Source organism: Flavobacterium sp., assembly GCF_965262375.1.
Classification (GTDB): Bacteria; Bacteroidota; Bacteroidia; order Flavobacteriales; family Flavobacteriaceae; genus Flavobacterium.
The window spans coordinates 571,153-595,943 of the sequence record NZ_OZ253527.1 but is presented as its reverse complement, the minus strand read 5'-3'; the positions used below and the strand labels follow the sequence as shown (position 1 = coordinate 595,943).

The window sequence follows — 24,791 nt, the reverse complement described above, 5'->3', positions numbered from 1 at the left end:
AGGCTTATGCCTCTTTATTTTTTATATTGTATTAAGATTTTAAATTAATGCAGAAGACTAACGGAACAACTAAACTATCTTAATATGATCACTTCTCTTGGATTACTGCTGTTTTCAATTTTTGCTTTTTTAGGAGCAATACACCTTTACTGGGCTTTTGGTGGCACATGGGGCACTACTGGCGTATTCCCTAGCAAGAACGAGCATGAAATTCCCCCAATGCCAGGTAAAGTCCCTACGCTCTTTGTAGCCTTTATACTTTTGCTTTTTGGCCTATTGATTTTAAAAAAATCAGATATTTTATTTTTTGACCTTCCAAGTCGGCTCGATGCCTATGCTTTGCGCATACTTACAGGCGTATTTATGGTACGTGCTATAGGCGATTTTAAGTATGTGGGCTTTTTTAAAAAGATTAAGCACACAACTTTCGGGATAAAAGACCGCAAGTATTACACCCCTTTGTGTGCAGTGATGGCTTTTCTACTATTGGTACTGCATGTGTTAACCGCTTAAGTGTATTTTTTAGTAAATAATTCAACCACAAATACTCAAGGCAATGGGCATTTGTGGTTGATTAGCTAAAAAGTAGCTTGAGGTTGTGTTTTTTATTTCCCCATTAAGAGCAACTCGCTTACTACGATTTCCGTGCTTGAACGTTTCTCTCCGTTTTTATCTTCCCAGTGGCGGTAAGTAAGTTTTCCTTCAATCATGATTTCTTTGCCTTTGTTTACAAACCCTTCAATCACTTCGGCGGTTTTGCCCCAAGCGGTCAACTGATGCCATTGGGTATCGGTAACTTTTTCTTTGCGGTCGTTATAATACACCTCGTTAGTGGCTAAGGTGAATTTGGCTAATTTTTTGCCTCCGTCAAGGATTTTGATTTCAGGTTCTTGACCTACGTGACCGATTAACTGTACTTTGTTTCGTAATGCATTCATGGCGTATAAATTTTTAAAGTTATTGTGTATAGACTGTCGCAGTGTGTTGTTTACTTTCGACAGGACAAAGTTGCACACTTTCGCAAGGAGGATTCGGTAGTAAAACATTTACTGTCGGATGTAAATGTTTGTTGTCGGTTGTTGTTGAATAAATGCGTATATTTGGGTGTTATGCGAAATTTGTAAAAAAATGAGTCGATTAATAAAAGTTCTTTGGGTTTCTTCGATCCTTCTTGGTTTATATCTTTTAATAAAATTTGTCACATATACTTTTTCCTATTTTTCACTATTGTACTATAATGAAAGGTGTGTTAATCTTGAAAAATTTGCACAAATAGGTGATTTTATAGGTGGTTTGTAGGAACTATTTTTTCTTTTGTGGGTTTAATTCTTCTTATTGATACATTAAGAAGTCAGCTAAATGATTCAAAAATTAATAGAGAATTAATTCAAATACAACAATTTGAAAATACTTTCTATGAACTATTAAATCTGCATAATAGAAATATTGAAGCAATTGAATTTTATGATGTATTTGGATATCAAAAAAAAGGGAAATTATTTTTTGATAGTAAAAAAGAGGAATTGTACAATACTTTTAATGCAAGTTTTTCACTATCCAAAAACAAAAGAAATGCAGTGAGTAATTTTGAACTTATTTACAATATGCATGAAGAAATATTTTCAACTTATTTTAAAACATTGTATCAACTCTACAAATTAATTGATAAGGAGGATATTCCAAATAAATATAAAGTAAAATACTCTAAAATTCTAAGAGCGCAATTATCAAACTCAGAACTCTTTTTTATACGCTACAATGCACTATCCGAAATCGGAGACGAATCAATCCCTTATTTAAATAAATATAATTATTTAAAACATTTATCAAATTTTGAATTATTGGAGTTTAAAAAGTGGTGGATTAAATTAGATAAATTTGAGAAGAATGGTTTAGGACACATTTTTAAAGATTTGAAATATCTGCTAAAAAATATAATTGACGATAGAAATACTGATACGTTAGAAAAGATTTTTAAACAGAGTAAATATAAAATTATCATTAAGTCAAAGGAGAAATTTGAATTAGAAATAAAAATCATCATCAACAATAACATTAATCCTCAAGGCAAATTTTTAATTGATGGTTTAGATAAATTTAGTGTTAAAGAAATTGAAATTCTTTTTAAATATGTTGTTAGAGAATACCTTATATATTCCAACTTTAACCGCTTCAATGTGAGAAGACAATTAGATATAAGATCATCAATAAATGGAAATGAAATCACAATTCAAATTGAACAATTTTTGAAAAAAAGAATTAATTTCTACAACAAAAGCTTCACATAACAGTTAAGGTTTCGTTGGGCTCAAAGAGCCAACAATGAATTACAATCCCTGAACACAAAAAGAAACAAACCAAGTGAAGTAAACCAGTATTGAAAGCAACCATTCTACTTCCATTATCATTGCAATTGATTTATAGGATATTTTTCAAAAAACTATTTTGGTTATCTTAGGGGAAGTTTGTGCAATTTTTTACAGATTTACGTTATGTGATATTTTTAATAAATTGGTCTTTTTAAGCCAATAAGTAAAAATAGGCTTAAAAAGACCAATCGTTCTTTTTTAAGTATTTACTCTACGTACTAACCATATATAATATTGGCAAAAACACAAAATTGGTCAAAAAGAGGCAATTATTTAAAAAAGGCTTTTTTTGACCAATTTTATTTATATTTGGATAAATCTCATTAAAATAATGATAGCAGTAATTACAGGTGACATAATAAATTCAAGAAAAGTAAATTCTGAAATTTGGCTTCCAAAACTTAAAGAATATTTTTCAAAGATTATATCAGACCCCGAAAAAAGGGAAATATATAGAGGTGATAGTTTCCAAATTGAAGTTAGTTTGGAAAGTGCGTTAGAAATTGCACTATGTATAAAAGCATTAATAAAGTCTAGCAACAAAATAGACGTAAGAATGTCAATAGGTATAGGAGAGAAAACTTTTAAAGGAAAAAAAATAACAGAATCCTATGGTACTGCATACATAAATTCTGGAGAAAGTTTTGAAAATATTAAAAATACCACTTTAATTTTAAGAAGCCCATTCAATGAATTTGACGATTATTTCAACCCAATATTAAAATTATTAAGCTTCATTAGCAACAATTGGAAACCAGTAACCTCTGAAACTATATACTATACTTTAACACACCGTGAATTAATGCAAAAGGAAATAGCTGAAAGATTATCAAAAGATAAAACTACAGTAAATAAAGCTCTAAAAAGAGGTGGTTATGATGAAATATTAGAAATCCTAAATTTATATTCTAAAAAAATGCAGCAATGTTTGAACTAATAATAAAAATTACCTTAGCTCATCTAGTTGGAGACTTCGTGCTTCAAACCAAAAACATGGTTGATGACATCGAAAGCAAAAAATTTCAATCGAAATATTTGTACATACACGCAATCATCCACTTATCATTAATTTTAATGATTACAAAATTCGAAAAGCAATACTTGTTACCTGCAATTGTATTGTCTATTCTGCATTTAAGTATAGATATAATAACAAAAATATTAATCAAAGATAAAATCAATAAGGTTAGCAATTTATTCCTTGATCAATTACTACATTCAATCACTATAGCTTTATTTATAAAATACTTCCATAATTATGAAATAGATTCTAACATAATATTTAATTCCAAAAACTATTTATTACTCATCGCTTTAGTCAGCGTTACATATGTTTCTGCAGTTTTAATGAAAAAAATAATGGAACTATTTAACTATCCTTTACCGAATGATGGAATTGAAGATGCTGGAAAATACATAGGAATGCTAGAGCGTCTATTCATTTTTGTATTTGTAATCACATCTTTTTGGGAAGGAATTGGATTTTTATTAGCCGCTAAATCAATTTTTAGATTCGGAGACTTAAAAGAGAATAAAGAGATTAGGTTAACTGAGTATATATTGATTGGAACTTTATTAAGTTTTGGAATAGCAATTTTAATAGGTGAAATATATCTAAAATTTAAAAACCTCACATGAGAGCTAAGATTCTGTTGGGCTCAAAGAGCCAACAATGAATTACAATCGCTGAACACCAAAAAAAAACCAAGCGAAGTAAACCAGTGCGGTACGAAAACAGAAACTCAAAAAGAGGCATGCTATGGAATTTAGTATTCGAAATCCGTTTTATAAATATTTCAAAAAATTAAAAACATACTTCCAAATCAAGAGCCTAGTCATAAATGATTCCTTAATTTTACCACAAACCTAATTCATATCATGCAAGTTAAACCGCTCCACCTAAGCTTCCTCGAAACTGAAAGACTACTGTTGATTCCCTATACCCAACAAATGTGTGAAAAGCTACTAAAGAGTGATTTTAGCGATGTAGAGCATCTAAATTTAAAAAGAGGACTAAGTTGGCCCGACGAGGATGTTATAGAAACTCTACCTCGCATAGTGCTTAATTTAGCAAAGGTTGAAGCACCCACGGGTTTTGAGTCCTGGATGATTATCAAAAAGGAAACGCGTGAAATTATTGGCGATTTGGGATTCAAAGGGTTCAATGTAGCCGAAGGCACCATCGATATTGGTTACGGAATCATCAAGGAGGAACGACGTAAAGGTTTTGCCGAAGAAGCCGTGAAAGAGTTGATGCAATGGGCATTTTCAAACGATGAGGTCAAAGAAATTACGGCTAGGTGTTTGATTGAGAATACAAATTCTATAAAGTTACTTACTAAATTTAATTTCACCGAACAAAAAACAGAAAACGGGATGAAGCATTGGCGTTTGTTGAATCCTAATAAGTAACACATGCTGAATTTATATAGTTGCAGAGTTAGTAAGAGAATACCTATATTTACATACCAAAAAACAATATTCCATCTGCAAATTCTTTTTATATGCTAGAGCGACTAAAAAATTACACCATACAATTTACCAAAGAAATCATTCCTGTGATTGCGGGTATTTTGATAGCTTTATTTATTGATAATTGGAATAATGACCGAAAGGATAAGAATTATATCGACCAAGTATTTTCTACCATTAATAGTGAATTAGAGGAAACCCAACAAGAAATTAAACGTGATATTCCCCAGCAAAAATCCTTAGTAGATTCGCTGGCTCATTATGCTAATAATCCAAAGGTTACGGTATTAGACGTTGCGATGAAATGCGGTGGAATTCAAATTCCCAACATCAAAATGAATGCATGGAAATCGGTTTCAAATGCTAAAATTGATTTGATTGGGTACAATAAAATTACCTCCTTATCCAATATCGAGGAGCTAAAAGGCGTGTTGAAGGATAAAACAGATTTTTTAATGCAACTGTTGTATTCTAATATGTACACGACGGAGAAAGATAAAAAGCAAACGTTTAAAATTGTGGTGCTGGATATTATGTCTACCGAACAAACCATACAAAAACATATACAAAAATTCAAAAAAGAATAAGCAAACGGGCTGAATTTTATTTGAATTTAGATACTTAGGTCGTTACTTTAAGAATGTTTTAAGAGTATTGGTTTACAACCAAGGTTTAGTTTGCGTATCTTTGAGATAAACTAAAAGTATGCAACTCGAAAACCTAAAATTCCCCATAGGAACTTTTGAATATAATCCGAATGACCAACCCCAACCCATCCAAAAATGGTTGGATGTCCTTCGTGAATTCCCACAACATTTGGAAACCAGTGTGCAGGATTTGACGCCTGCGCAAATGCATTGGCGCTATCGTCCCGACGGTTGGGCCATTTTGCAAGTGGTACACCATTGCGCAGACAGCCACATGAATAGTTTTACCCGTTTCAAGTTGGCATTAACCGAGGAAAATCCTGTAATCCGCCCTTATGAGGAACATTTATGGGCAAACATGTCGGATGAACTTACGGCAGATGTTTCCAGTTCCATGGCTATACTCAAGGGCGTGCATCAACGTTGGGTGTATTTCCTAGAGCGTTTGTCCCCCGACGAATGGCAAAAAACGTTTGTGCATCCCGCCAGTCAGAAAACCTATACACTAGTTGAAGCTTTGGGCTTGTATGCTTGGCATTGTGCGCATCACTTGGCGCATATTCATCAGGCTATAGCACACCAAGGGGAATTTGGAAGTCTTGAAAATGAAATCATCCGTTAAACTTTGAAATCCTCACTATGCTGGTATCCTTTAATAAATCATTTATTACCCAAAACATACTTTTACGGATTGTCTCCTTGAGGGGAATTGGTGTTATAATGATGGTGTTTTTTAGAGGAAATTCAAGGTTAAAAGGATATAATTTATGAAGTATATTTCAGTAAAAGTAAGCAACAAAAAATGAAAGCCTGTTTAGAATGTGGTGAGAAAATTTTGGGTCGCGAGGATAAAAAATTCTGTAGCGACGGTTGTAGGAATACCTATAACAACAAAATGAATAAAGATAGTACTAATTTGATGCGCAATATCAATAATAAACTGCGTAAAAATTACCGTATTCTTAGCGCATTGAATATTGAAGGGAAAACCAAAGTCAACCGGAATAAACTCGTGGCACATGGTTTTGATTTTGACTACTGTACTTCGGTGTACACTACTAAAACAGGAAATGTATATTACTTTTTATATGACCAAGGCTATATGGCATTAGAAAATGAAGCCTACATCTTGGTAAAAAGAGAATCTTAAAATATGAAACAACAACAAACCCTTGCTGTATTAGGTTGTGGGTGGTTAGGATTGCCCTTAGGCAAACGTTTAGTTGCCAACGGATATACCGTAAAAGGTTCGACCACCACAGCAGATAAACTGCCTCTTTTAGCGTCCGCTGGACTGCAAGCTTTTCCTATCACGCTAACCGCTGATGCCGAAGCAATACAGGCAGAAACTCTCCGTGCTTTTTTAGAAAATGTATCGGTATTGTGTATTGATATTCCACCAAAATTGAGAGTATTACCTGCTGAAAATTTTGTTGCCAAAATAGAAAATATTATCCCATATATCGTCGAGGCTAAAATTTCAAGAGTAATTTTTGTAAGCTCTACTTCGGTTTTTGCAGACCAAGTTGGTTTTCCAACGATTACGGAGCAAACACAACCCAATCCTGATACCGAAAGCGGAAAACAATTATGGACTACCGAGCAACGACTACAAGCACAACCGCAATTTGAAACCACAGTAGTGCGTTTTGGTGGGTTAATAGGTCCCGAAAGGCATCCTGTAAAACATTTGGCGGGTCGTAAAAATGTTGAAAATCCATTGGCTCCTATAAATTTGATTCATCTAGAAGATTGCTTAACCGTTTTAGAGAAGCTAATAACAAATGACAAAACTGCTGGACAAACGTATAATGTGGTCGCTCCTTTTCATCCCAGCCGAGAAACCTATTATACAGCAAAAGCTAAAATAAATAATTTGCAAGCGCCTGAGTTTACGCATACGGAACAGCAAGTGGGAAAATTAATTGAGGCTGATTGTATAAGCACAACGTTAGAAGTTACTTTCAATACCGAGTTGTATTAAGGAGCGTTATAAACCCATCCTAAACCGCACAGGTCTTCAAGACGACTTAGGTTTATAAATTTAAATAAATGAAACCACTACAAAAAATAAAATCGTTAGGATTGCCCATGTTAGCCCTTTTGTGGGTTTGTTTTTTTTGGGGTACTACTTGGTTAGCCTCTAAAGAAGGAGTACAGCACATGCCCGCTTTGCAATTAGCAGCCATCCGCCAGTTTATAGGTGCGGTTTGTTACCTTTCCTTTTTTATGTTCAAAAAAACGCCTTGGCCTAAGGGGAAGCAGTGGCGCACCATTTTTATTTTAGCAATTTTAAATTTTGTATTAAGCAACGGACTAAGTACTTGGGGGGTGAAATATATTTCCAGTGGACTGGGTGCGGTTTTAGGCGCTATATTCCCCTTGTGGATTGTGATTATTAGCTTGTTTAATGGCGAAAAATTATCACGTTTATCCATAACTGGATTACTCGTAAGCTTTGTGGGAGTTTGTATCGTTTTTTCGGATTATTTGTCTGATTTGATTCAGCCGGATTTCCAATTGGGCATACTGCTTTCTATTACTGCAACCATTACTTGGGCATTAGGTAGTATGTACACTAAAAAGAAAGCTAAAAATTTCAATCCTTATTTTAGTTTGGGACTCCAAATGCTGATTTCGAGTATCCTGCTTTTTGCTTATACAGGTGCTACGGGTACTTCAGTTCCTATATTAGCTATTCCAGCCCAAGCGTGGTGGGCTATTGCTTACCTCGTCATTTTTGGTTCTATAACCACTTTTGTTGCTTTTATTTATGCCTTGCAACATTTGCCTACAGAAATAAGTAGTATTTATGCCTATATCAATCCACTAATTGCGGTACTATTAGGAGCCATAATTTTTGGAGAACCCTTGACCGTTGTACTCGGTATAGGGATTTTGGTGGTATTGTTCGGAATTTATTTGGTGAATAAAGGGATAAGTGTTAAAAAGTAATAACGATGTAACAAACTACCACTCAATAACTACCAATAGTATAAAATCAATCAATCTAAATATGAAAAGAATAATTTTAAATGGTCTTCTGTTATGTGCTATAGGAATTCAAGCACAGGACAAGAAAAATCTGGTTTTGCCCAACGAGAATTTAATTGCTGAAAACATTGTTCCGATTTCAAAAGAATTGGCACAAAAGGTAAAGAAATATGCCGAATCGCGAGGTGCATCCTTAGTCAGTGTGCATCCAACCAAAAAGGAAATCATTGTGAGTACTCGTTTTGCCTCGACCAATCAATTGCATAAAGTGGTGCAACCCATGGGCGCACGTAAACAAATTACTTTCTTTGATGAACCTATCGCAGGTGCGGTGTACGAACCAACTAAAGGAGACTATCTTATTTATTCGCGTGATGCTGGTGGAAACGAATTTGGTCAATTGTATAAATTAGATTTAAAAACCTTACAATCGACTTTATTGACCGACGGAGGGCGTTCGCAAAATGGAAATATAACTTGGAAGAAGGATGGTTCTGGGTTCTTTTTTACCTCTACGAAAAGGAACGGGGGCGATAGAGACATTTATTATATGAATCCAAACGACCCCAATACGACCAAATTGATTTTAGAAGTAAAAGGCGGTGGCTGGAATATTCAGGATATTTCAGAAGATGGCAAACAATTAATCATTGGGGAATCTATCTCGGCTAATGAATCTCATTTGTGGTTGCTCGATGTGCCTACAGCTAAACTGACTGAAATTACCAACCGTTCAGAAAAAAGTATTGTACAAGGTGATGCTTCGTTTGGAAAAAATCCTAATGAAATTTGGTTTACAACCGACAGGGATAACGAATTTCAGCGCTTAGCTACGATGCATTTGCAAACCAAAAAAATCACCTATTATTCATCATCCATCCCATGGAATGTAGAAGGCTATCAACTGTCAGAAGATAAAACTAAATTAGGTTTTATTACCAACGAAAGTGGTTTGCATAAAGCTTATATGATGGATACGGCGACTAAAAAGTTTAAAGTAGTCCCTAATTTGCCCATAGGTCTTTTTGGAGGTATGCATTTTACAAAAGACGGTCAAGGTATCTTTTTTGCACAATCTACCTACGATAGTACCAGTGATGTGTATTATTTAGATGTCAAAACAAATACTGTTACCCGTTGGACGGAAAGTGAATTAGGCGAATTTCAAAAAGCGGATGCTTCGCAACCTAAATTGATTGAATGGAAGAGCTTTGATGGCTTAAAAATATCAGGTTTTTATTATCCTGTTGCTTCAAAATTTACGGGTAAACGTCCTGTAATGATTAATATACACGGAGGGCCTGAAGGACAATCGCTGGCAAGCTTTTTAGGCGCAAGTAATTATTATACCAATGAAATGGGGGTAGCTATGATTTTTCCTAATGTACGTGGTTCCTCAGGTTTTGGAAAAACGTATTTGGCAAAAGACAACGGTTTTCTAAGAGAAGACTCGGTAAAAGATATTGGCGCTTTACTGGACTGGATTGCCCTACAACCAGAATTGGATAAAGACCGCATCATGATAATGGGAGGAAGTTATGGGGGGTATATGACCCTAGCTACGGCTTTCCATTTTGCCGACCGTATTCGTTGTAGTGTAGATGTGGTGGGAATTTCTAATTTCAATACGTTTTTGAAAAACACAGAAGAGTATCGTCGTGATTTACGTCGTGTGGAATATGGTGATGAACGTGACCCAAAAATGTATGAATTTTTAGATAAGATTTCACCGTTGAACAATACCGATAAAATCAAAAAACCAATGTTCATCATTCAAGGGACTAACGACCCTCGCGTACCTGTTACGGAAGCTACGCAAATGCGCGATAAACTAAAAGCACAAGGCAATACCGTATGGTATCTGGAAGCTAAAGATGAAGGGCATGGTTTCCGCAAAAAAGCTAATGTTGATTTTCAGCGCTTGGCAGTCATCCGTTATATGGAAGAGTATTTGTTGAAGTAAGTCAATACAAAGATTTCCAAGGCATTTCTGAGAGTTGTTAGTTTTTGGAAATGCTTTAAAAAATAATTCGCCACTATTTCGAATTCAAAACAAGGTTTAATTGTACCTGAAAGGAATTTGAAATTAGTGGCTATTTTTATCTGAGAAAACGTAATTATTTTGTTAATTTCAAATCTTTAATGATCTTAAAAGCTTTATCAACTACTTCTTCATCCACTAAAACAGTAAACTCATTTGAGGTTGATATTACTTCATAAATTACGATGCCTTCCCAAGCTAATCGTTGAAAAATAAAGTAGTAGATTCCAGGTGTAACTGTATTTTCTTTAGGAAGTTTAACAGTAATTGATGAAAGGTTTTCTAATTTTTGAGTCAGTCTTTCATTTTTAAAATGCTTTTCAACTAAACCGCATAGCGATTCACTAATAACTATATTCGTTTCATTCACTCCTCTAGATGATGTGAAAAAGGCATCTGGATGCTGGTTAATCTCAGAAATCAGTTCTGCTTGTCTTTGAAAAATGGTATCCGAAACTAAAAAAGTATAATCATTCAAGGAGGAACGTACCGTTATTTCTCCAATACCTCTGAGTACTTTGGTTACTTTATGATTTACTTTAAAACTCAAATCTTCTGATAAGCGCTTCAATGCCATAATCACAGCTCCTTGCTTTACATCTTTACCTAATTCTGACTCTAGTTCCTCGGTCATTACACGAGCTAATGAAGTCAGGTTAATAATACCTTGTGCCAACGCATTTAAAAGAAATGGCTTAGACTTGATATAATTTTCAACTACAGAAGAAATTGTTTTCATGTGATACGAATTTTAATAACATTAAATTCGTTTTTTAGTTTTGCTTATATTTATTTAAATATAATTGATTATTTGGCAAATATATTTAAATATTTAAGATATTTTCTCTGGTAAATGGTTAAATTTCTTCTACAAAACACTCTGTTTGTTATATTTAACTTTAAAAATGATAAAAAGCATCTTCCAAATGCTCGATAGTATATTCATTCCCTTTTTTAATTACTGAAATAATATCAAAACGAATATCTAAATCAATGTCAGTTTCTTGCACAAATTCATCTATGGCTTTTACCAATAATTTTATTTTTTTCTTATCTACAAAATCCTCTGGATTTCCAAAATCTGCTGAAGAACGTGTTTTGACTTCCACCACGATTAACCAATCGTCTTTTCGTGCAATAATGTCTATTTCCGCTTTACGAGCTTGATAGTTGGTTTGTATTATTTCATAGCCTTTCGAAATAAGATACTCTACTGCAACCGCTTCACCTTGTTTTCCCGTTTCGTTATGTTCTGCCATTTTGATTTTCGATTAATGATTTAAGATTTTAGAAAAAACTCGTAAAGCCTCCTCATTCAACAATCTTACTAGTATTCAAAAACTACTTTACTGCATTCTGCAGTTACATTTATAGATATTTGGCTGCCAAAGGGTAAAGCCCTATTGTCTTTGATATGACCCGCTGGGAAATTATAAATAATGGGAACATTGTATTTTGCCGTCACATCTTGAATAATTTGCAATGCATCTTTTCCCCAAGGGATGTCGTTATCGCGCATTTTTGTCATTCCGCCCACTAAGATGCCTTTAATACTTTCTAAACAGCCGTTGCGTTTCAAATTCATCATCATACGGTCGATATGATATAAGTATTCATCTAAATCTTCGATAAATAGTATTTTATCATTACAGTCAATGGCAGAAGGAGAACCAAACAAACTGTACAAAATGGATAAGTTTCCTCCCACTAATTCGCCTTTGGCATTACCCAATTTGTTCATCGGATGAGGTTCTAAATCATATTCTAAACGTTCTTTCCCAAATAAGGCTATACGCAAGCTTTCTTTTGCTTCTGATGTAGCCTTAGCCACCGTAACAGGCATAATCCCATGAATGGATTGGTATCCCATGGTATTTAAATGACTGTGTAATACCGTTACATCACTAAACCCAACAATCCATTTCGGATGCTGTTTGAATTTTGAAAAATCTAGTAAATCTATCATACGCACAGTACCATAACCACCACGTACGCACCAAATCATTTTAATATTCGGATTGTCTAATTGGTCTTGGAAATCCTTGGCTCTTTGCTCATCAGTACCGGCCAATTGGTTTAAATCTAATCCAATGGAACTACCTATTTTTACTTCTAATCCCCAACTTTTAAGTAAATCAATTGCGGGTTTTAAATTATCATCAACATTTTTACGCGCAGTAGCTACTATAGCCACCGTATCGCCTTTTTGTAAGTAAGCAGGTGTAATCATTTGCTTTTGAGAATAAGAATAACAAAAGGTTAAAAGAAAAAATATATAAAATTTCATATTTTTGTTTGAAACTTTTACGCAAAACTAATTTTTAACAAACATAAGCTAAAAAATTATGAGAAGAATATACCTTGCTTTATTTTTATCTTTATCCTTAATAGGAACGGCTCAAACTACAGCTAAAAAGAAAACTGTGGCTACAACTAAAACTACCGCTACTAGCAAACCTAAGACAACTACAACAGCTACAAAGACAACCGAAGTTGCTAAAACAAGTTCGCAAAGTACTTCAAGACCCACTTCAACTAAAGCCCGTTCTAATTCAAACTACCCTTTAGGGATTGGGAAAGTACAATTAAATGCTGGAGCAGGTGCAAGTACTTGGGGATTTCCTGTATATGCAGGTATAGATGTGGGATTAACTAAAGACATCTCTTTGGGATTTGAAACTTCATATCGCGTACATGATTATGGGCGCTATTCAAACTACTATTATTATAATGTCAATCAAAAGACAACTGTGTTAGGTTTTATGGCAAATGGGAATTACCATTTTAATAAACTTTTAAAACTACAGAAAAAATTTGATGTTTATGCAGGGGTATCTGCAGGGTATTTGCTAAGAATTGATGATAATAAAAATGAATTATACAATGGTGTTTATTATAATTACACCTCTCCATATGCATCTGGGGTAAGCGCTAATGTACAAGCTGGAGCACGTTATTTTCTAAACGAAAATCTTGCTATCCATTCGCAAATTGAAGCTGGGAATTTAAATCAGGCTTTTAAAGCAGGTATTACCTACAAATTTTAATCGGTTCTTATTGATATAAAAAAACTGCGATTGGGTTATAATCGCAGTTTTTTTATGTATATCCGCTTTACTTTTTTAATTATAACAAAATAGAATAGTATTTTTGCACCTTTATTGTAAGGTTCTTTTCAAAGCGAAAAGTAACCAAAATAGTTAAAGAACAATTTTATGATTGCAAATCCAAAAAGATATACCATTACAGCGGCACTTCCGTACACTAATGGTCCCATACATATTGGTCATTTAGCTGGAGTTTATGTACCTTCAGATATTTATGCCCGTTTTTTAAGATTACAAGGTAAAGATGTGGCTTTTATTTGTGGAAGCGACGAACACGGAGTAGCTATTTCGATGAAAGCTAAAAAAGAAGGCATCACACCTCAGGAAGTAATCGATAAATACGATGGAATTATTCGTAAATCATTTGAAGATTTCGGGATTTCCTTTGATAATTATTCACGTACTTCAGCTGCTATTCATCACGAAACAGCTTCTGCTTTTTTCAAAAAAATGTATGATGAAGGGAAGTTTATTGAAGAAACAACCGACCAATTGTTTGATGAAGAAGCACAACAATTTTTAGCAGACCGTTTTGTAACAGGTACATGTCCTAAATGTGCCAATGAAGAAGCTTATGGTGACCAGTGTGAAAAATGTGGTACCTCGCTTAATGCAACTGATTTAATCAACCCAAAATCTACCATTACTGGTTCGACTCCTATACTAAAATCTACCAAACACTGGTTTCTACCTTTAGACCAATATGATGCATTCTTGAAAGAATGGATTATTGAAGGTCACAAAAACGACTGGAAACCTAACGTGTACGGACAAGTGAGTTCATGGCTAAACGATGGTTTAAAACCTCGTGCTGTAACCCGTGATTTAGATTGGGGTATTGATGTACCAGTAGAAGGTGCTGAAGGTAAAAAACTATATGTTTGGTTTGATGCGCCTATTGGTTATATTTCATCTACTAAAGAATGGGCTCAGAGAGAAGGTAAAGATTGGGAACCGTATTGGAAAGACCAAGATACCAAATTGGTTCATTTTATTGGAAAAGATAATATTGTTTTCCATTGTGTGATTTTCCCTGCGATGCTAAAAGCTCATGGTGATTATATTTTACCAGACAATGTACCAGCCAATGAATTCCTAAATTTAGAAGGCAACAAATTATCGACGTCTAAAAACTGGGCGGTATGGTTGCACGAATATTTACAAGATTTCCCTGAAAAACAAGACGTATTGCGTTATGCTTTAACAGCTAATGCCCCAGAAACAAAAGACAATGACTTTACTTGGAAGGATTTTCAAGCAAGAAACAATAATGAGTTGGCGGCTATCTACGGAAATTTCATCAACCGTGTGGTGGTATTGACGCATAAATATTATGAGGGCATCATCCCTACACCTAATGCGCTTACTGAAGTAGACGAGCAAACGTTAACGGAATTGAAAGCTTATCCAGCGGTGATTGCTTCTTCTATTGAAAGATACCGTTTCCGTGAAGCTTTGAGCGAATTGATGAATGTAGCTCGTTTAGGAAATAAATATTTAGCTGACGAAGAACCTTGGAAAATGGTTAAAACCGACCCTGAACGCGTAAAAACTCAAATGTATGTTGCGCTTCAAATTGCGTCGGCTTTAGCAGTACTTTCCGAGCCTTTCTTACCGTTTACTGCAACTAAATTAAAGCGCATTTTAGAAATTCCTGCCGATGCGCAAGCGCAATGGAATGCGATTAGTCAAGGAATGCCTATTATTGATGCGAATCATACCATTGGTCAAGCAGAAATATTGTTTGCTCAAATTGAAGACACCGAAATTCAAAAACAGATTGATAAATTAGAAGCTACAAAATCTGCAAACAAGGCAGAAATAGCTTCCACAAAAAATACCGTTATGCCTCAAAAAGAAGCAACAACTTTTGATGATTTTGCAAAAATTGATTTGCGTGTAGGAACCATTATCGAAGCAGAGAAAATGCCAAAAGCAGATAAATTATTGGTATTAAAAGTGGATACTGGAATTGATGTTCGTACCATCGTTTCAGGAATTGCTGAACATTTTACACCAGAAGAAGTGATTGGTAAACGTGTTACAGTATTAGTCAATTTAGCGCCAAGAAAACTACGTGGTGTAGAAAGTGAAGGTATGTTGTTATTGACAAATAATGCTGAAGGTAAATTGGTTTTTGTAAATCCAGAAGCTGATGGAGTGGAAAATGGAGCTTTGATAGGGTAATTAGGTACTAAATAAATTTTTAAAAATAGGTTGTCTTTTTGGCAACCTATTTTATTTTATAAGAAAATATTTTTAGCAAGTTTATAAGAAAGTTCATTAGTAATGAAACAAATTGGGGTATCTAATATTTGAAGGGTGCAATTATGTACTTACAAATTCTAAAATGAATTTGTGGTTAAATAGCTAGTAGCAGCTGTTTATGTTAAAACTCAAAACGCAATTGTACGACAATTGTTTTTTTGATTTCTGTGTTTAAATTTGAAAGCGAAATTCCGAGTAAACGTACCGAATCTTTCATACGGTCTTGATATAGCAATTCTTTTGCAGTTTCAAACAATAAACCTTTATCAGCGATAAAATAGGGTAGCGTTTTACTGCGTGTTTGTTGTGTGAAATCGGAGTATTTAATTTTTAAGGTCACCGTTTTTCCTGATAACTTGTGTTTGTGGAGTCTTCGAGAGAGTTCCTCAGCTATTCGGTTCAGTTTTTCTTCCATAAAAATTTCCGAGGTCAAATTAGTGTAAAAAGTATGTTCCGCGGCTACTGATTTTGTAGCGCGATTGGGTCTCACTTGGCTATTAGAAATTCCTCTTACAAGATAATAATAATGGCGACCGCTTTTCCCAAAGTGTTCATCAAGGTATTCTAAACTTTTTGATTTTAAATCGGATCCGGTATAGATTCCCATTTGGTACATCCGCTCGGCGGTAACTTTGCCAATGCCGTAAAATTTTTTAACATCCAAGCCCTCTAGAAAGTGTTCAACTTCATCAGGATTGATGGTTTTTTGCCCATTCGGTTTGTTGTAATCGGATGCTATTTTAGCAACAAATTTATTGATGGAAATTCCAGCAGAAGCGGTAAGTCCAACCTCTTCATATATTCGTTTTCTAATTTCCTGAGCTATAAGTGTGGCGCTAGGATTCCCCTTCTTGTTTTGCGTCACATCTAAATAGGCTTCGTCTAAGGAAAGAGGTTCTACTAAATCGGTATAATCGTGAAAGATTTTGCGAATTTTTTTGGAAATTTCTCTGTAACGATCAAAACGAGGCTTGACGAAAATCAATTCAGGACACAATCGCTTAGCTTGAGCGCCACTCATAGCGCTGCGCACCCCGTATTTTCGGGCTTCATAACTCGCTGCCGAAACCACCCCTCGTATTTCATTGCCACCCACAGCTAAGGGTAATCCTTTAAGTTCAGGATTATCCATTTGTTCAACAGAGGCATAAAACGCATCCATGTCAACATGGATTATTTTACGAGTATTGGTTTCCATTTTGTAAAAATACTATCTTTAAGGCATGATTGAAATAGAAAGAAAATTTTTAGTTAAAAACAATGATTTTATTGCTCAAGCCACTCGACAAGTTCGTATAGTGCAAGGGTATTTGAGCGCTAACCCAGAGCGAACTGTTCGTGTGCGTATAAAAGGTGATAAGGGGTATATTACTGTGAAAGGGAAGAGTACTGGATCTGGTATAAGTAGAATGGAATGGGAAAAGGAAATTACAGTAGCTGAAGCTGAGCAGTTGCTGGCTATTTGTGAGGCGGGTGTAATTGATAAGGTAAGGCATGAAGTTCCTGTTGGGAATCATCTTTATGAAGTAGATGTTTTTACTGGAGATAATGAAGGGTTGCTTTTAGCAGAAGTAGAGCTTCAAGAGGAGAATGAGTGGTTCTTAAAACCTGATTGGTTAGGGGAAGAAGTGAGTGCTGATGAGCGCTTTTATAATGCTTATTTGAGTGTGAAACCTTTTAAGTATTGGACTAGTTAAAATAGTTCTCCCTGGATCCCACGCGAATCCTTTAGTGTGGTAAGAAGATGTAACATAATTATAACACAACAAATCCAGTGCATTTTAATCACTGGATTTTTATATAACAAAATAGTATATTTGATAACAACAGGGGATATATATCCCTTTTTTAAAGAACACAATTCCACGCGAAAGGATTCTTTCGCGAGCGTTGGTTATACTATCTTTATATATTTAGAAGTTAATTCAATAATATTTAAAATTTGTTCCTCAGTTGGATAATTTATATTATCAAACCCTAGAAGATTATTGGCTTTATTTAAGCTTTCTAGGCTAATCAAATTTCTCTGCAAAAAAAAAACACTATCCTTGTGTCGTTTGTCACTTTTAATAAATTATTAAGTATATCAACTATCAAAAAACAAGTTGTTGTGTTTCCTTTAAAAAAATTAATATAATTGCCATAAAAAAAAAGTTGTTCTAAATATATGAAAGATATATTTTGATGCTCAATAATCAAAAAAACACTCCATAATTCATCGTCGTCTAAAGGGAATTTTAATAAATCCATTGGAAAATATGGATTATCTATAATGTAATTACTTCCTTTTCCAAGGCATAATATTGAAGTAGAAAACAACTCATTATGATTCTTTAAATTATTTAATAATTCATTTACCTCATTGGTATTTAGGGTCTGCTGAAAAACTAACTCAACGTAAAATCCTATCATTTTCTACTAAAAATCTTCAATTTTAGTAACTTTTGAAAGTTATTAATTCTATTAGAGCTTGTAAATTTGAGTTTAAAAATTATAAATTGCAAACATTTGATTTTTTGGTGCAAGGTTTTTGAAGGTGTTTGTGTAGAAACCTTGCACCTAATAATAAAATTCAAGCTCTGAATTACTGGTTTTTATGAGGATTATAGTTTTTCAGCAGACCCTATTTAATGTTTTTTGATGAAATTTAATATCATTATATAACTCAGTCAAAAATATTTCGTCTCTGTAATTTATCATTTCACAATTTCTCTACTACAAATTAAACTAATTTTTCGATAAACTGCCTATTTTGACTTTTAATAAAAACTATAATGTAAAAGCTATTGCTTTAATTATCTTATCGCAAAATCAGGAGACTTTTCTGAGCATGTGTATGAGTAAGGTGGTGAAGTAAGTGCTGATGAGCGTGAAACCTTTTAAATATTGGAGATGTTAAAATAGTTACCTCTATTAGAAATGGATTATTTTTTCAAAGCTATTTCAATTTTAACACGCATTTCTCCGCCTCCATTGCCATTAGCCAAATATTTAAAGGCTTTTCTTGATAAGTCTATTTCTCTGCCTCTGTGATGAGGACCTCTATCATTAACTTTTACTATAATGCTACGACCGTTTCGTAGGTTAGTTACTCTAAGTTTAGTGCCAAATGATAATCTTCTGTGTGCAGCAGTAAGTTTGTCGCTATAATAACGTTCGCCACTAGCAGTGCGTTTCCCATTAAATCGATTAGCATAATAAGAGGCAGTTCCTTTGCTTTTGTATAATTTGTAGTTGTATAAACCAGTTTCTATAGAAAGACTATCAATGGTTAAGCTATCCTTCAGGCTGTCTTTTTTTACGGTATCCAGAACAATAGATTTGTTTATAAAAGCATTGCTTTCAAAAGTCTTAAAAGAGTATTTTGAGGCTAATAAAGTTGCAATAATCAGCGTGAAACCAAAAAGTATTCTATTGATCATAAGTTTGTTTTTTGTTAAATATAAACAAATATCGTTCCTTAAAATGAAAAGAGCCCTATAAAAGGGCTCGAAATTTTTCTATGCTAACCATGAAGACCATGGGATTCTTGATAAAATTAGGACTAATCCTATAGAGTAAAAAATGGCAATTTTTTTGAATTTGTCAACATTGGTTTCCATTTTTTTGTGTTTAGACCATCCTATGGTGATTAATGCGATAGCTATTAAATTAATGAAAGGATGTTCTAATGAGGTTAATCGCAATGCGCTGTCTTTCATGTTGAAACCTGCCATTCCTAAAGGTGAAATGAAATAAAGAATAATACCTATTAAAAACTGCGTATGTGTTGCAATAAGGGCAAATAAAGCAATTTTTCGGTCTTTAGCAGTGAATTCTTTGTTGGATGAACTTCCTAAAAAGCTGTTCACAATAGCTACAACTAACAGGATCAAAGTTAAATAAGCCCATCCTGAATGAAATTTTTGTAAAAATTCGTACATATTATTTAGTTTTGGTGGTTATTACTTGGTTGAAGCTTGTTCTTCATTCAATTTTCTTTCTAATTCTGCCTGAAATTCTTCCATTACAGGTTTAACAGTGCTCTCAGGTAAATCAGCAATACGAATGTACATCAATCCGTCGATAGCGTTGTTAAACATTGGGTCAACATTAAAAGCAACTACACGAGCATTTTGCTTGATGTATTTTTTGATCAAAACGGGTAAACGCAAATTTCCTGGTTCAACTTCGTCAATGATTTTGTCAAATTTGTTCAAATCTGATTCAGCTTCATTAAATACAAAATCTTTGTCAGCATCTTTTAGTTTAACTTTATATTCTTTTTTAGGATGAATATATTGCGCTATATAAGGATCGTAAAAATTAGATTTCATGAATTCGATCATCAAAGATTTAGAGAATTCAGAAAACTGATTACTGATGCTAACACCTCCTATTAGGTATTTGTGTTCTGGGTGTCTTAAAGTTGTATGTACAATTCCTTTCCATAAAAGGAAAAGAGGCATGGGTTTTTGTTGGTACTCATTGGTAATAAAAGCACGACCCATTTCGATTGATTTGCTCATCATGTCGTACAACTCGGGTTCAAAGCGAAATAGATTTTGAAGGTAAAAACCGTCAATGCCGTATTTAGCAAATATTTTTGAACCTAATCCCATGCGGTAGGCACCTGCTATTTTCTTAGCATCATCGTCCCATAAAAACATATGATGGTAGTAGTTGTCAAACTCGTCTAAGTCAATCGACTCATTTGTTCCTTCCCCTACAGCTCGGAAAGTAATTTCCCTAAGACGACCAATTTCGTGTATGATGTTCGGAATTTCTGATGCTTCGGTTAAAAACACTTCGTAGTTTTTGCTTTGCAATAAACGAGCGTCTTTTTTGCGAAGTTTCTCAACTTCTTCAATCATTTTCTCTTGGTTTGCACCTGTTACAATGGTTTTTGCAGGTTTTGTAGCAGGCTTTAAAATAGGAGTTTCAAATAATTTTTTCTCTTCGGAAAAACCATTAGCAAGCATATAGGTTTTTTTTCTCAAAAACTCCGTGTAGTCCTCGAGTGTAGTGTATTCGTTTTGCTCTGCTACTGAAATAGGTTTACCGATACGAACTTTAATTACTCTGTCTTTTTGTGAGAGCAATTCAGAAGGTAATTTGGCAGTACGTAAAGTGCCACTTATTTTTGATAAGAAATAAAATAATTTGCTGTTTTTAGCATGGAAGTAGATAGGAACTACAGGGACTTGTGCTTTACGAATCACTTTAATAGCGCCCTCTTCCCAAGCTTTGTCAACTACTAATTTGCCATCTTTGTAAGTTGAAACCTCACCTGCTGGGAATATTCCTAGAGGTTTTCCATCGCTTAAATGACGGAAAGTTTCTTTTAAGCCTATCACACTCGATTTAGCGTCCTTATGAGTTTCAAAAGGATTAACGGGCATGATATAAGGCTTTAACGGCTCTATACGATGGAGTAAAAAATTAGCAATGATTTTGAAATTTGGCTCTCTCTCAAGCATTAATTTCAATAGTAAAATCCCGTCTATCCCTCCTAGAGGATGGTTAGAAATAGTAATGTAAGGCCCTTCTTTAGGTAGCCTTTTCAAATCCTCCTCGGGTATTTCGAATTTAATTTGAAATTCATCTAAGATAGCATTAAGGAATTCTACATCACTCATATGTTTATTCCTGTCATAAATATCATTTAAGGTTGATATTTGAAGTATCTTCATTAACAACCAACCCGAAAAAGTTCCTAATGGCCCGTATTTGTCCGTATTGATTGCTTTGGCAACTTCTTTTGCTGTAACTAAACCCATTTATTATTATTATGATTAATGCAAGTTGCAAATATAGAAAAAGTTCAAAACATATTGCAGTCGTTTTGGGTTGCTTTCCAAAATTGACTAGCTTTTTTAACAATAATCATGTTGAATCTGAATCATTTGTTAATTGTTTTAAAAAAAGATAAAAATGCATCTAAATATTGCATATTTTTGAACAAATCGAGCGCAATGAAACTAGAGATGCTTGATGGCTTATAAACTGTTATTTACGAGACAATGAAGATTATTTCTTATAATGTAAACGGAATTCGCGCCGCCATTACTAAAGGATTTTTAGAATGGTTGCAAGCTGCAAATCCCGATGTAATTTGTTTGCAAGAAATTAAAGCAACACAAGATCAAGTTCCTGTTATGGATATACAGTTAGCAGGATACCCTTTTCAATATTATTTTCCAGCGGAGAAAAAAGGATACAGTGGGGTGGCTGTTTTTTGTAAAAACGAACCCAAAAATGTAGTTTATGGTACTGGTATTGAGCATATGGACAAAGAAGGTCGAAATTTAAGAGTTGATTTTGAGGATGTCTCTGTAATGAGTTTATATTTGCCTTCAGGGACCAATAGTGATCGATTAGACCATAAATTTATGTATATGGATGATTTTCATGATTATGTTGATCAACTGAAAAAGGAAGTGCCTAATTTAATCATTTGTGGTGATTACAATATTTGTCATGAAGCCATTGATATACATGATCCTATTAGAAATGTTAAAACGTCTGGTTTTTTGCCTGAAGAAAGAGCCTGGTTGGATAAGTTTATAAAGTCTGGATTTATGGATAGTTTCAGGCATTTTAATACCGATCCCCATCATTATAGTTGGTGGAGTTATAGAGCAAATGCAAGAAACAATAACAAAGGGTGGCGTATTGATTATTGTTTAGTACACGAACCCTTGAAATCAAGAATGCAACGAGCTTACATTTTGCCTGATGCTAAACATTCAGATCATTGTCCAGTAGTTGTAGAAATTGAATAACCCCAAGTTTAAAAATATGATTAAAAAAACCTCAATAGGATTGTTGTTACTTGCTTTAAGTACTACATCATGCGTGTCAAAAAAGATTTATGCAGATTTAGAAAATAAATTTGCTGAAGTAAAGAAAGAACGTAATGCGTTAGCAGATGAAAATGAATTGTTAAAATCGGGGAAAAGTCAATCAGATTTAGATTTGACTAACGTGAAGTCTGAATTAGATAAAGTGAAGGCAGAGCGTGATAAACTGTCAGCTGATTATGCGGCCACTTCTAATAATTTGAAAACGCTTCAAAATTCGTATAATGCTTTAGAGAAAAATAGCGATGAAGCGCTTAAAGCAAACATGGATAAAAACCGTGAATTACTCGCACAACTAGAAGCAAAAGAAAAAGCACTTGCTGCTGAAAAAGCACGTTTGGATAAATTAAGTCAAGATTTTAAAGACCGCTCCGATCGTGTGGCGGAATTAGAAAAACTGGTTGAGGCTAAAGAAGCTTCAATGAAAAAATTGCGCGAAACTTTATCAAAATCTTTAAAAGCTTTTGATGGAAAAGGCTTAGTGGTACATCAAAAAGATGGAAAAGTATATGTTTCTATGGAAAATAAGTTGCTTTTCGAATCAGGAAGTTGGACTGTAGGTACTGAAGGGAAAAAAGCCGTTGATTTAGTAGCAAAGGTTTTAGCCGATAATCCAGATATTTCAGTGCTTATAGAAGGGCATACTGATAACGATAAAATCACAGGAGCACTAGGTGGCGGAGTGGAAAACAACTGGGACTTGTCTACAAAGCGTGCTACGGCTATCGTAAATATTTTATCTTCGAATGCAAAAGTGAAGAAAGAAAATCTTACCGCTGCTGGACGAAGCGAATACAATCCTTTAGTGTCTAATGAAAATGCTGAAGGAAAAGCTAAAAATAGAAGAATTGAAATTATTCTTACCCCTAAATTAGACGAATTAACTAAGGCATTAAATGAAATTTAATTAATAAGTTTAAAATGATAAAAGCTTCAGGAGTTCTGGAGCTTTTTAGTTTTACAAAAATTGAAAAAGTAAATTGCAAATGAAATACATTAAACTACCTCATACCGACTTAGAAGTAAGTGATATTTGTTTAGGGACTATGACTTTTGGGAATCAGAATTCAGAAACCGAAGCGCATTACCAAATGGATTATGCTTTTGAAAGGGGTATTAATTTTTTTGATACCGCTGAGATGTATCCCATAGGAGGGAATGCTCAAATTTTTGGAAATACGGAAAGATATATTGGGAGTTGGTTTAAGAAATCGGGTAAAAGAGAACGAATAGTATTAGCAACCAAAATTGCAGGTCCTAACCGTGGTTTGGAATATATCCGTCAGCCTTTGGATTTTTCAAAGAAAAGTTTAGAAGAAGCTGTTGATTTGAGTTTGAAAAATTTGCAAACGGATTATATCGATTTATATCAAATGCATTGGCCAGAAAGGGTTATGAATATGTTTGGTAAACGCGGTATTACACATACGGACGCACAATGGCAAGATAATATTTTAGAAGTGCTAACTGTTTTTGATGGGTTGATTAAGGCTGGTAAAATCAAGCATATTGGGGTTTCTAACGAAAATCCTTGGGGAGTAATGAAGTTTTTGAATGAAGCCGAAAAACACAATCTGCCTCGTATTAGCACCATTCAAAATCCATATTCCTTATTAAACCGTTTGTTTGAAGTAGGCCTTTCTGAAATATGCATGCGTGAAAACGTAGGTTTATTAGCTTATTCGCCTTTGGCTTTTGGCTTTTTAACAGGCAAATACCTCGAGGGGACACCAGCGGATTCACGTATGGGGTTATTTCCTAATTTTGTACGTTATACGAATGAAAATTGTTATAAAATTACCCCAAAATACCAAGAGTTAGCACATTGTTTAGGATTGACACTAACTGAATTGGCAATAGCTTTTGTATATCATCAACCTTTTGTTACTTCTACAATTATTGGAGCTACAACTATCGACCAATTGGAAGAGAATATTAATGCTTTCGAAGTTCGATTGACAGATGAAGTGATTGAAGCGATCAATAAAATTCACGAATCGCAACCTAATCCTGCTCCTTGATTTTAGTATTCAGTTTTTTTCAGTATTCAG

Annotated in this window: 25 protein-coding genes; 17 read left to right on the top strand and 8 right to left on the bottom strand. The window is 34.2% G+C overall.

All coding sequences use genetic code 11. From position 1 onward, the window contains the following. Nucleotides 1-84 precede the first annotated feature (84 nt). The gene (locus tag ACQY29_RS02775) at nt 85-513 is read left to right on the top strand and encodes a DUF3995 domain-containing protein (protein ID WP_428223734.1); all 429 of its coding nucleotides are present in this window, start codon (nt 85-87) and stop codon (nt 511-513) included. A gap of 92 nt (nt 514-605) precedes the next feature. Here ACQY29_RS02775 and ACQY29_RS02770 read toward each other — a convergent pair whose 3' ends face one another. Then, complete coding sequence (locus tag ACQY29_RS02770; RefSeq protein ID WP_428223733.1) at nt 606-938, bottom strand: single-stranded DNA-binding protein; 333 nt, start codon at nt 936-938, stop codon at nt 606-608. A 378-nt stretch (nt 939-1,316) separates the two neighbouring features. On the opposite strand from ACQY29_RS02770, the gene ACQY29_RS02765 reads away from it, so the two are divergent. From ACQY29_RS02765 to ACQY29_RS02720, 10 genes are all read left to right on the top strand, one after another. Beyond that, the gene (locus ACQY29_RS02765) at nt 1,317-2,288 is read left to right on the top strand and encodes a putative phage abortive infection protein (RefSeq protein WP_428223732.1); all 972 of its coding nucleotides are present in this window, start codon (nt 1,317-1,319) and stop codon (nt 2,286-2,288) included. Nucleotides 2,289-2,700: 412 nt separating this feature from the next. Beyond that, a complete protein-coding gene (locus ACQY29_RS02760; RefSeq protein WP_428223731.1) occupies nt 2,701-3,306 on the top strand; it encodes a transcriptional regulator in 606 nt (201 codons plus the stop codon). Continuing rightward, entirely contained in the window at nt 3,294-4,007 is a 714-nt protein-coding gene (locus ACQY29_RS02755) for a DUF3307 domain-containing protein (protein WP_428223730.1), read from the top strand. Before ACQY29_RS02760 ends, ACQY29_RS02755 begins: the two co-directional genes overlap by 13 nt. Nucleotides 4,008-4,247: 240 nt before the next feature. Continuing rightward, nucleotides 4,248-4,781 carry a GNAT family N-acetyltransferase gene (locus ACQY29_RS02750; RefSeq protein ID WP_428223729.1) on the top strand — a complete coding sequence of 178 codons (534 nt, stop codon included), beginning with the start codon at nt 4,248-4,250 and terminating at the stop codon, nt 4,779-4,781. 92 nt (nt 4,782-4,873) lie between these two features. Continuing rightward, a complete protein-coding gene (locus ACQY29_RS02745) occupies nt 4,874-5,428 on the top strand; it encodes a hypothetical protein (RefSeq protein ID WP_428223728.1) in 555 nt (184 codons plus the stop codon). 118 nt (nt 5,429-5,546) lie between these two features. Then, on the top strand, nt 5,547-6,110 hold the full coding sequence (locus ACQY29_RS02740; protein WP_428223727.1) for a YfiT family bacillithiol transferase: 564 nt from the start codon (nt 5,547-5,549) through the stop codon (nt 6,108-6,110). A 180-nt stretch (nt 6,111-6,290) separates the two neighbouring features. Next, a complete protein-coding gene (locus tag ACQY29_RS02735) occupies nt 6,291-6,638 on the top strand; it encodes a hypothetical protein (RefSeq protein WP_428223726.1) in 348 nt (115 codons plus the stop codon). A 3-nt stretch (nt 6,639-6,641) separates the two neighbouring features. Continuing rightward, on the top strand, nt 6,642-7,472 hold the full coding sequence (locus ACQY29_RS02730; protein WP_428223725.1) for an SDR family NAD(P)-dependent oxidoreductase: 831 nt from the start codon (nt 6,642-6,644) through the stop codon (nt 7,470-7,472). A gap of 68 nt (nt 7,473-7,540) precedes the next feature. After that, nucleotides 7,541-8,443, top strand: a complete 903-nt coding sequence (locus ACQY29_RS02725; RefSeq protein WP_428223724.1) for a DMT family transporter — start codon at nt 7,541-7,543, stop codon at nt 8,441-8,443. A gap of 61 nt (nt 8,444-8,504) precedes the next feature. Then, a complete protein-coding gene (locus ACQY29_RS02720; RefSeq protein WP_428223723.1) occupies nt 8,505-10,445 on the top strand; it encodes a S9 family peptidase in 1,941 nt (646 codons plus the stop codon). A 154-nt stretch (nt 10,446-10,599) separates the two neighbouring features. Here ACQY29_RS02720 and ACQY29_RS02715 read toward each other — a convergent pair whose 3' ends face one another. The 3 genes from ACQY29_RS02715 to ACQY29_RS02705 all read right to left on the bottom strand — a co-directional run bounded on the left by ACQY29_RS02715 (nt 10,600) and on the right by ACQY29_RS02705 (nt 12,810). Then, nucleotides 10,600-11,262 carry an aspartate kinase gene (locus tag ACQY29_RS02715; RefSeq protein ID WP_428223722.1) on the bottom strand — a complete coding sequence of 221 codons (663 nt, stop codon included), beginning with the start codon at nt 11,260-11,262 and terminating at the stop codon, nt 10,600-10,602. 160 nt (nt 11,263-11,422) lie between these two features. Further along, entirely contained in the window at nt 11,423-11,782 is a 360-nt protein-coding gene (locus tag ACQY29_RS02710) for a YraN family protein (RefSeq protein ID WP_428223721.1), read from the bottom strand. A gap of 68 nt (nt 11,783-11,850) precedes the next feature. Continuing rightward, complete coding sequence (locus ACQY29_RS02705) at nt 11,851-12,810, bottom strand: S66 peptidase family protein (protein WP_428223720.1); 960 nt, start codon at nt 12,808-12,810, stop codon at nt 11,851-11,853. A 58-nt stretch (nt 12,811-12,868) separates the two neighbouring features. Between ACQY29_RS02705 and ACQY29_RS02700 the strand changes: the two genes are divergently transcribed. Then, a complete protein-coding gene (locus ACQY29_RS02700; RefSeq protein ID WP_428223719.1) occupies nt 12,869-13,570 on the top strand; it encodes a hypothetical protein in 702 nt (233 codons plus the stop codon). Between the two features lie 168 nt (nt 13,571-13,738). Beyond that, a complete protein-coding gene (gene metG / locus ACQY29_RS02695) occupies nt 13,739-15,817 on the top strand; it encodes a methionine--tRNA ligase (RefSeq protein ID WP_428223718.1) in 2,079 nt (692 codons plus the stop codon). Between the two features lie 202 nt (nt 15,818-16,019). Here the strand turns inward: metG and dinB are convergent, their stop codons facing one another. Continuing rightward, complete coding sequence (gene dinB / locus ACQY29_RS02690) at nt 16,020-17,096, bottom strand: DNA polymerase IV (protein WP_428223717.1); 1,077 nt, start codon at nt 17,094-17,096, stop codon at nt 16,020-16,022. A 25-nt stretch (nt 17,097-17,121) separates the two neighbouring features. On the opposite strand from dinB, the gene ACQY29_RS02685 reads away from it, so the two are divergent. After that, a complete protein-coding gene (locus ACQY29_RS02685; protein WP_428223716.1) occupies nt 17,122-17,595 on the top strand; it encodes a CYTH domain-containing protein in 474 nt (157 codons plus the stop codon). A gap of 1,227 nt (nt 17,596-18,822) precedes the next feature. Here the strand turns inward: ACQY29_RS02685 and ACQY29_RS02680 are convergent. The 3 genes from ACQY29_RS02680 to ACQY29_RS02670 all read right to left on the bottom strand — a co-directional run bounded on the left by ACQY29_RS02680 (nt 18,823) and on the right by ACQY29_RS02670 (nt 21,657). Continuing rightward, entirely contained in the window at nt 18,823-19,320 is a 498-nt protein-coding gene (locus ACQY29_RS02680) for a septal ring lytic transglycosylase RlpA family protein (RefSeq protein WP_428223715.1), read from the bottom strand. A 78-nt stretch (nt 19,321-19,398) separates the two neighbouring features. Continuing rightward, the gene (locus tag ACQY29_RS02675) at nt 19,399-19,821 is read right to left on the bottom strand and encodes a hypothetical protein (RefSeq protein ID WP_428223714.1); all 423 of its coding nucleotides are present in this window, start codon (nt 19,819-19,821) and stop codon (nt 19,399-19,401) included. Between the two features lie 21 nt (nt 19,822-19,842). Further along, nucleotides 19,843-21,657, bottom strand: a complete 1,815-nt coding sequence (locus tag ACQY29_RS02670) for a GNAT family N-acyltransferase (protein WP_428223713.1) — start codon at nt 21,655-21,657, stop codon at nt 19,843-19,845. Between the two features lie 243 nt (nt 21,658-21,900). Between ACQY29_RS02670 and ACQY29_RS02665 the strand changes: the two genes are divergently transcribed. From ACQY29_RS02665 to ACQY29_RS02655, 3 genes are all read left to right on the top strand, one after another. Beyond that, nucleotides 21,901-22,662, top strand: coding sequence for an exodeoxyribonuclease III (locus ACQY29_RS02665; protein WP_428223712.1), 762 nt, complete (start codon nt 21,901-21,903; stop codon nt 22,660-22,662). A 16-nt stretch (nt 22,663-22,678) separates the two neighbouring features. Then, entirely contained in the window at nt 22,679-23,647 is a 969-nt protein-coding gene (locus tag ACQY29_RS02660) for an OmpA family protein (RefSeq protein ID WP_428223711.1), read from the top strand. 79 nt (nt 23,648-23,726) lie between these two features. Next, on the top strand, nt 23,727-24,761 hold the full coding sequence (locus ACQY29_RS02655; protein ID WP_428223710.1) for an NADP(H)-dependent aldo-keto reductase: 1,035 nt from the start codon (nt 23,727-23,729) through the stop codon (nt 24,759-24,761). Nucleotides 24,762-24,791: the final 30 nt, after the last annotated feature.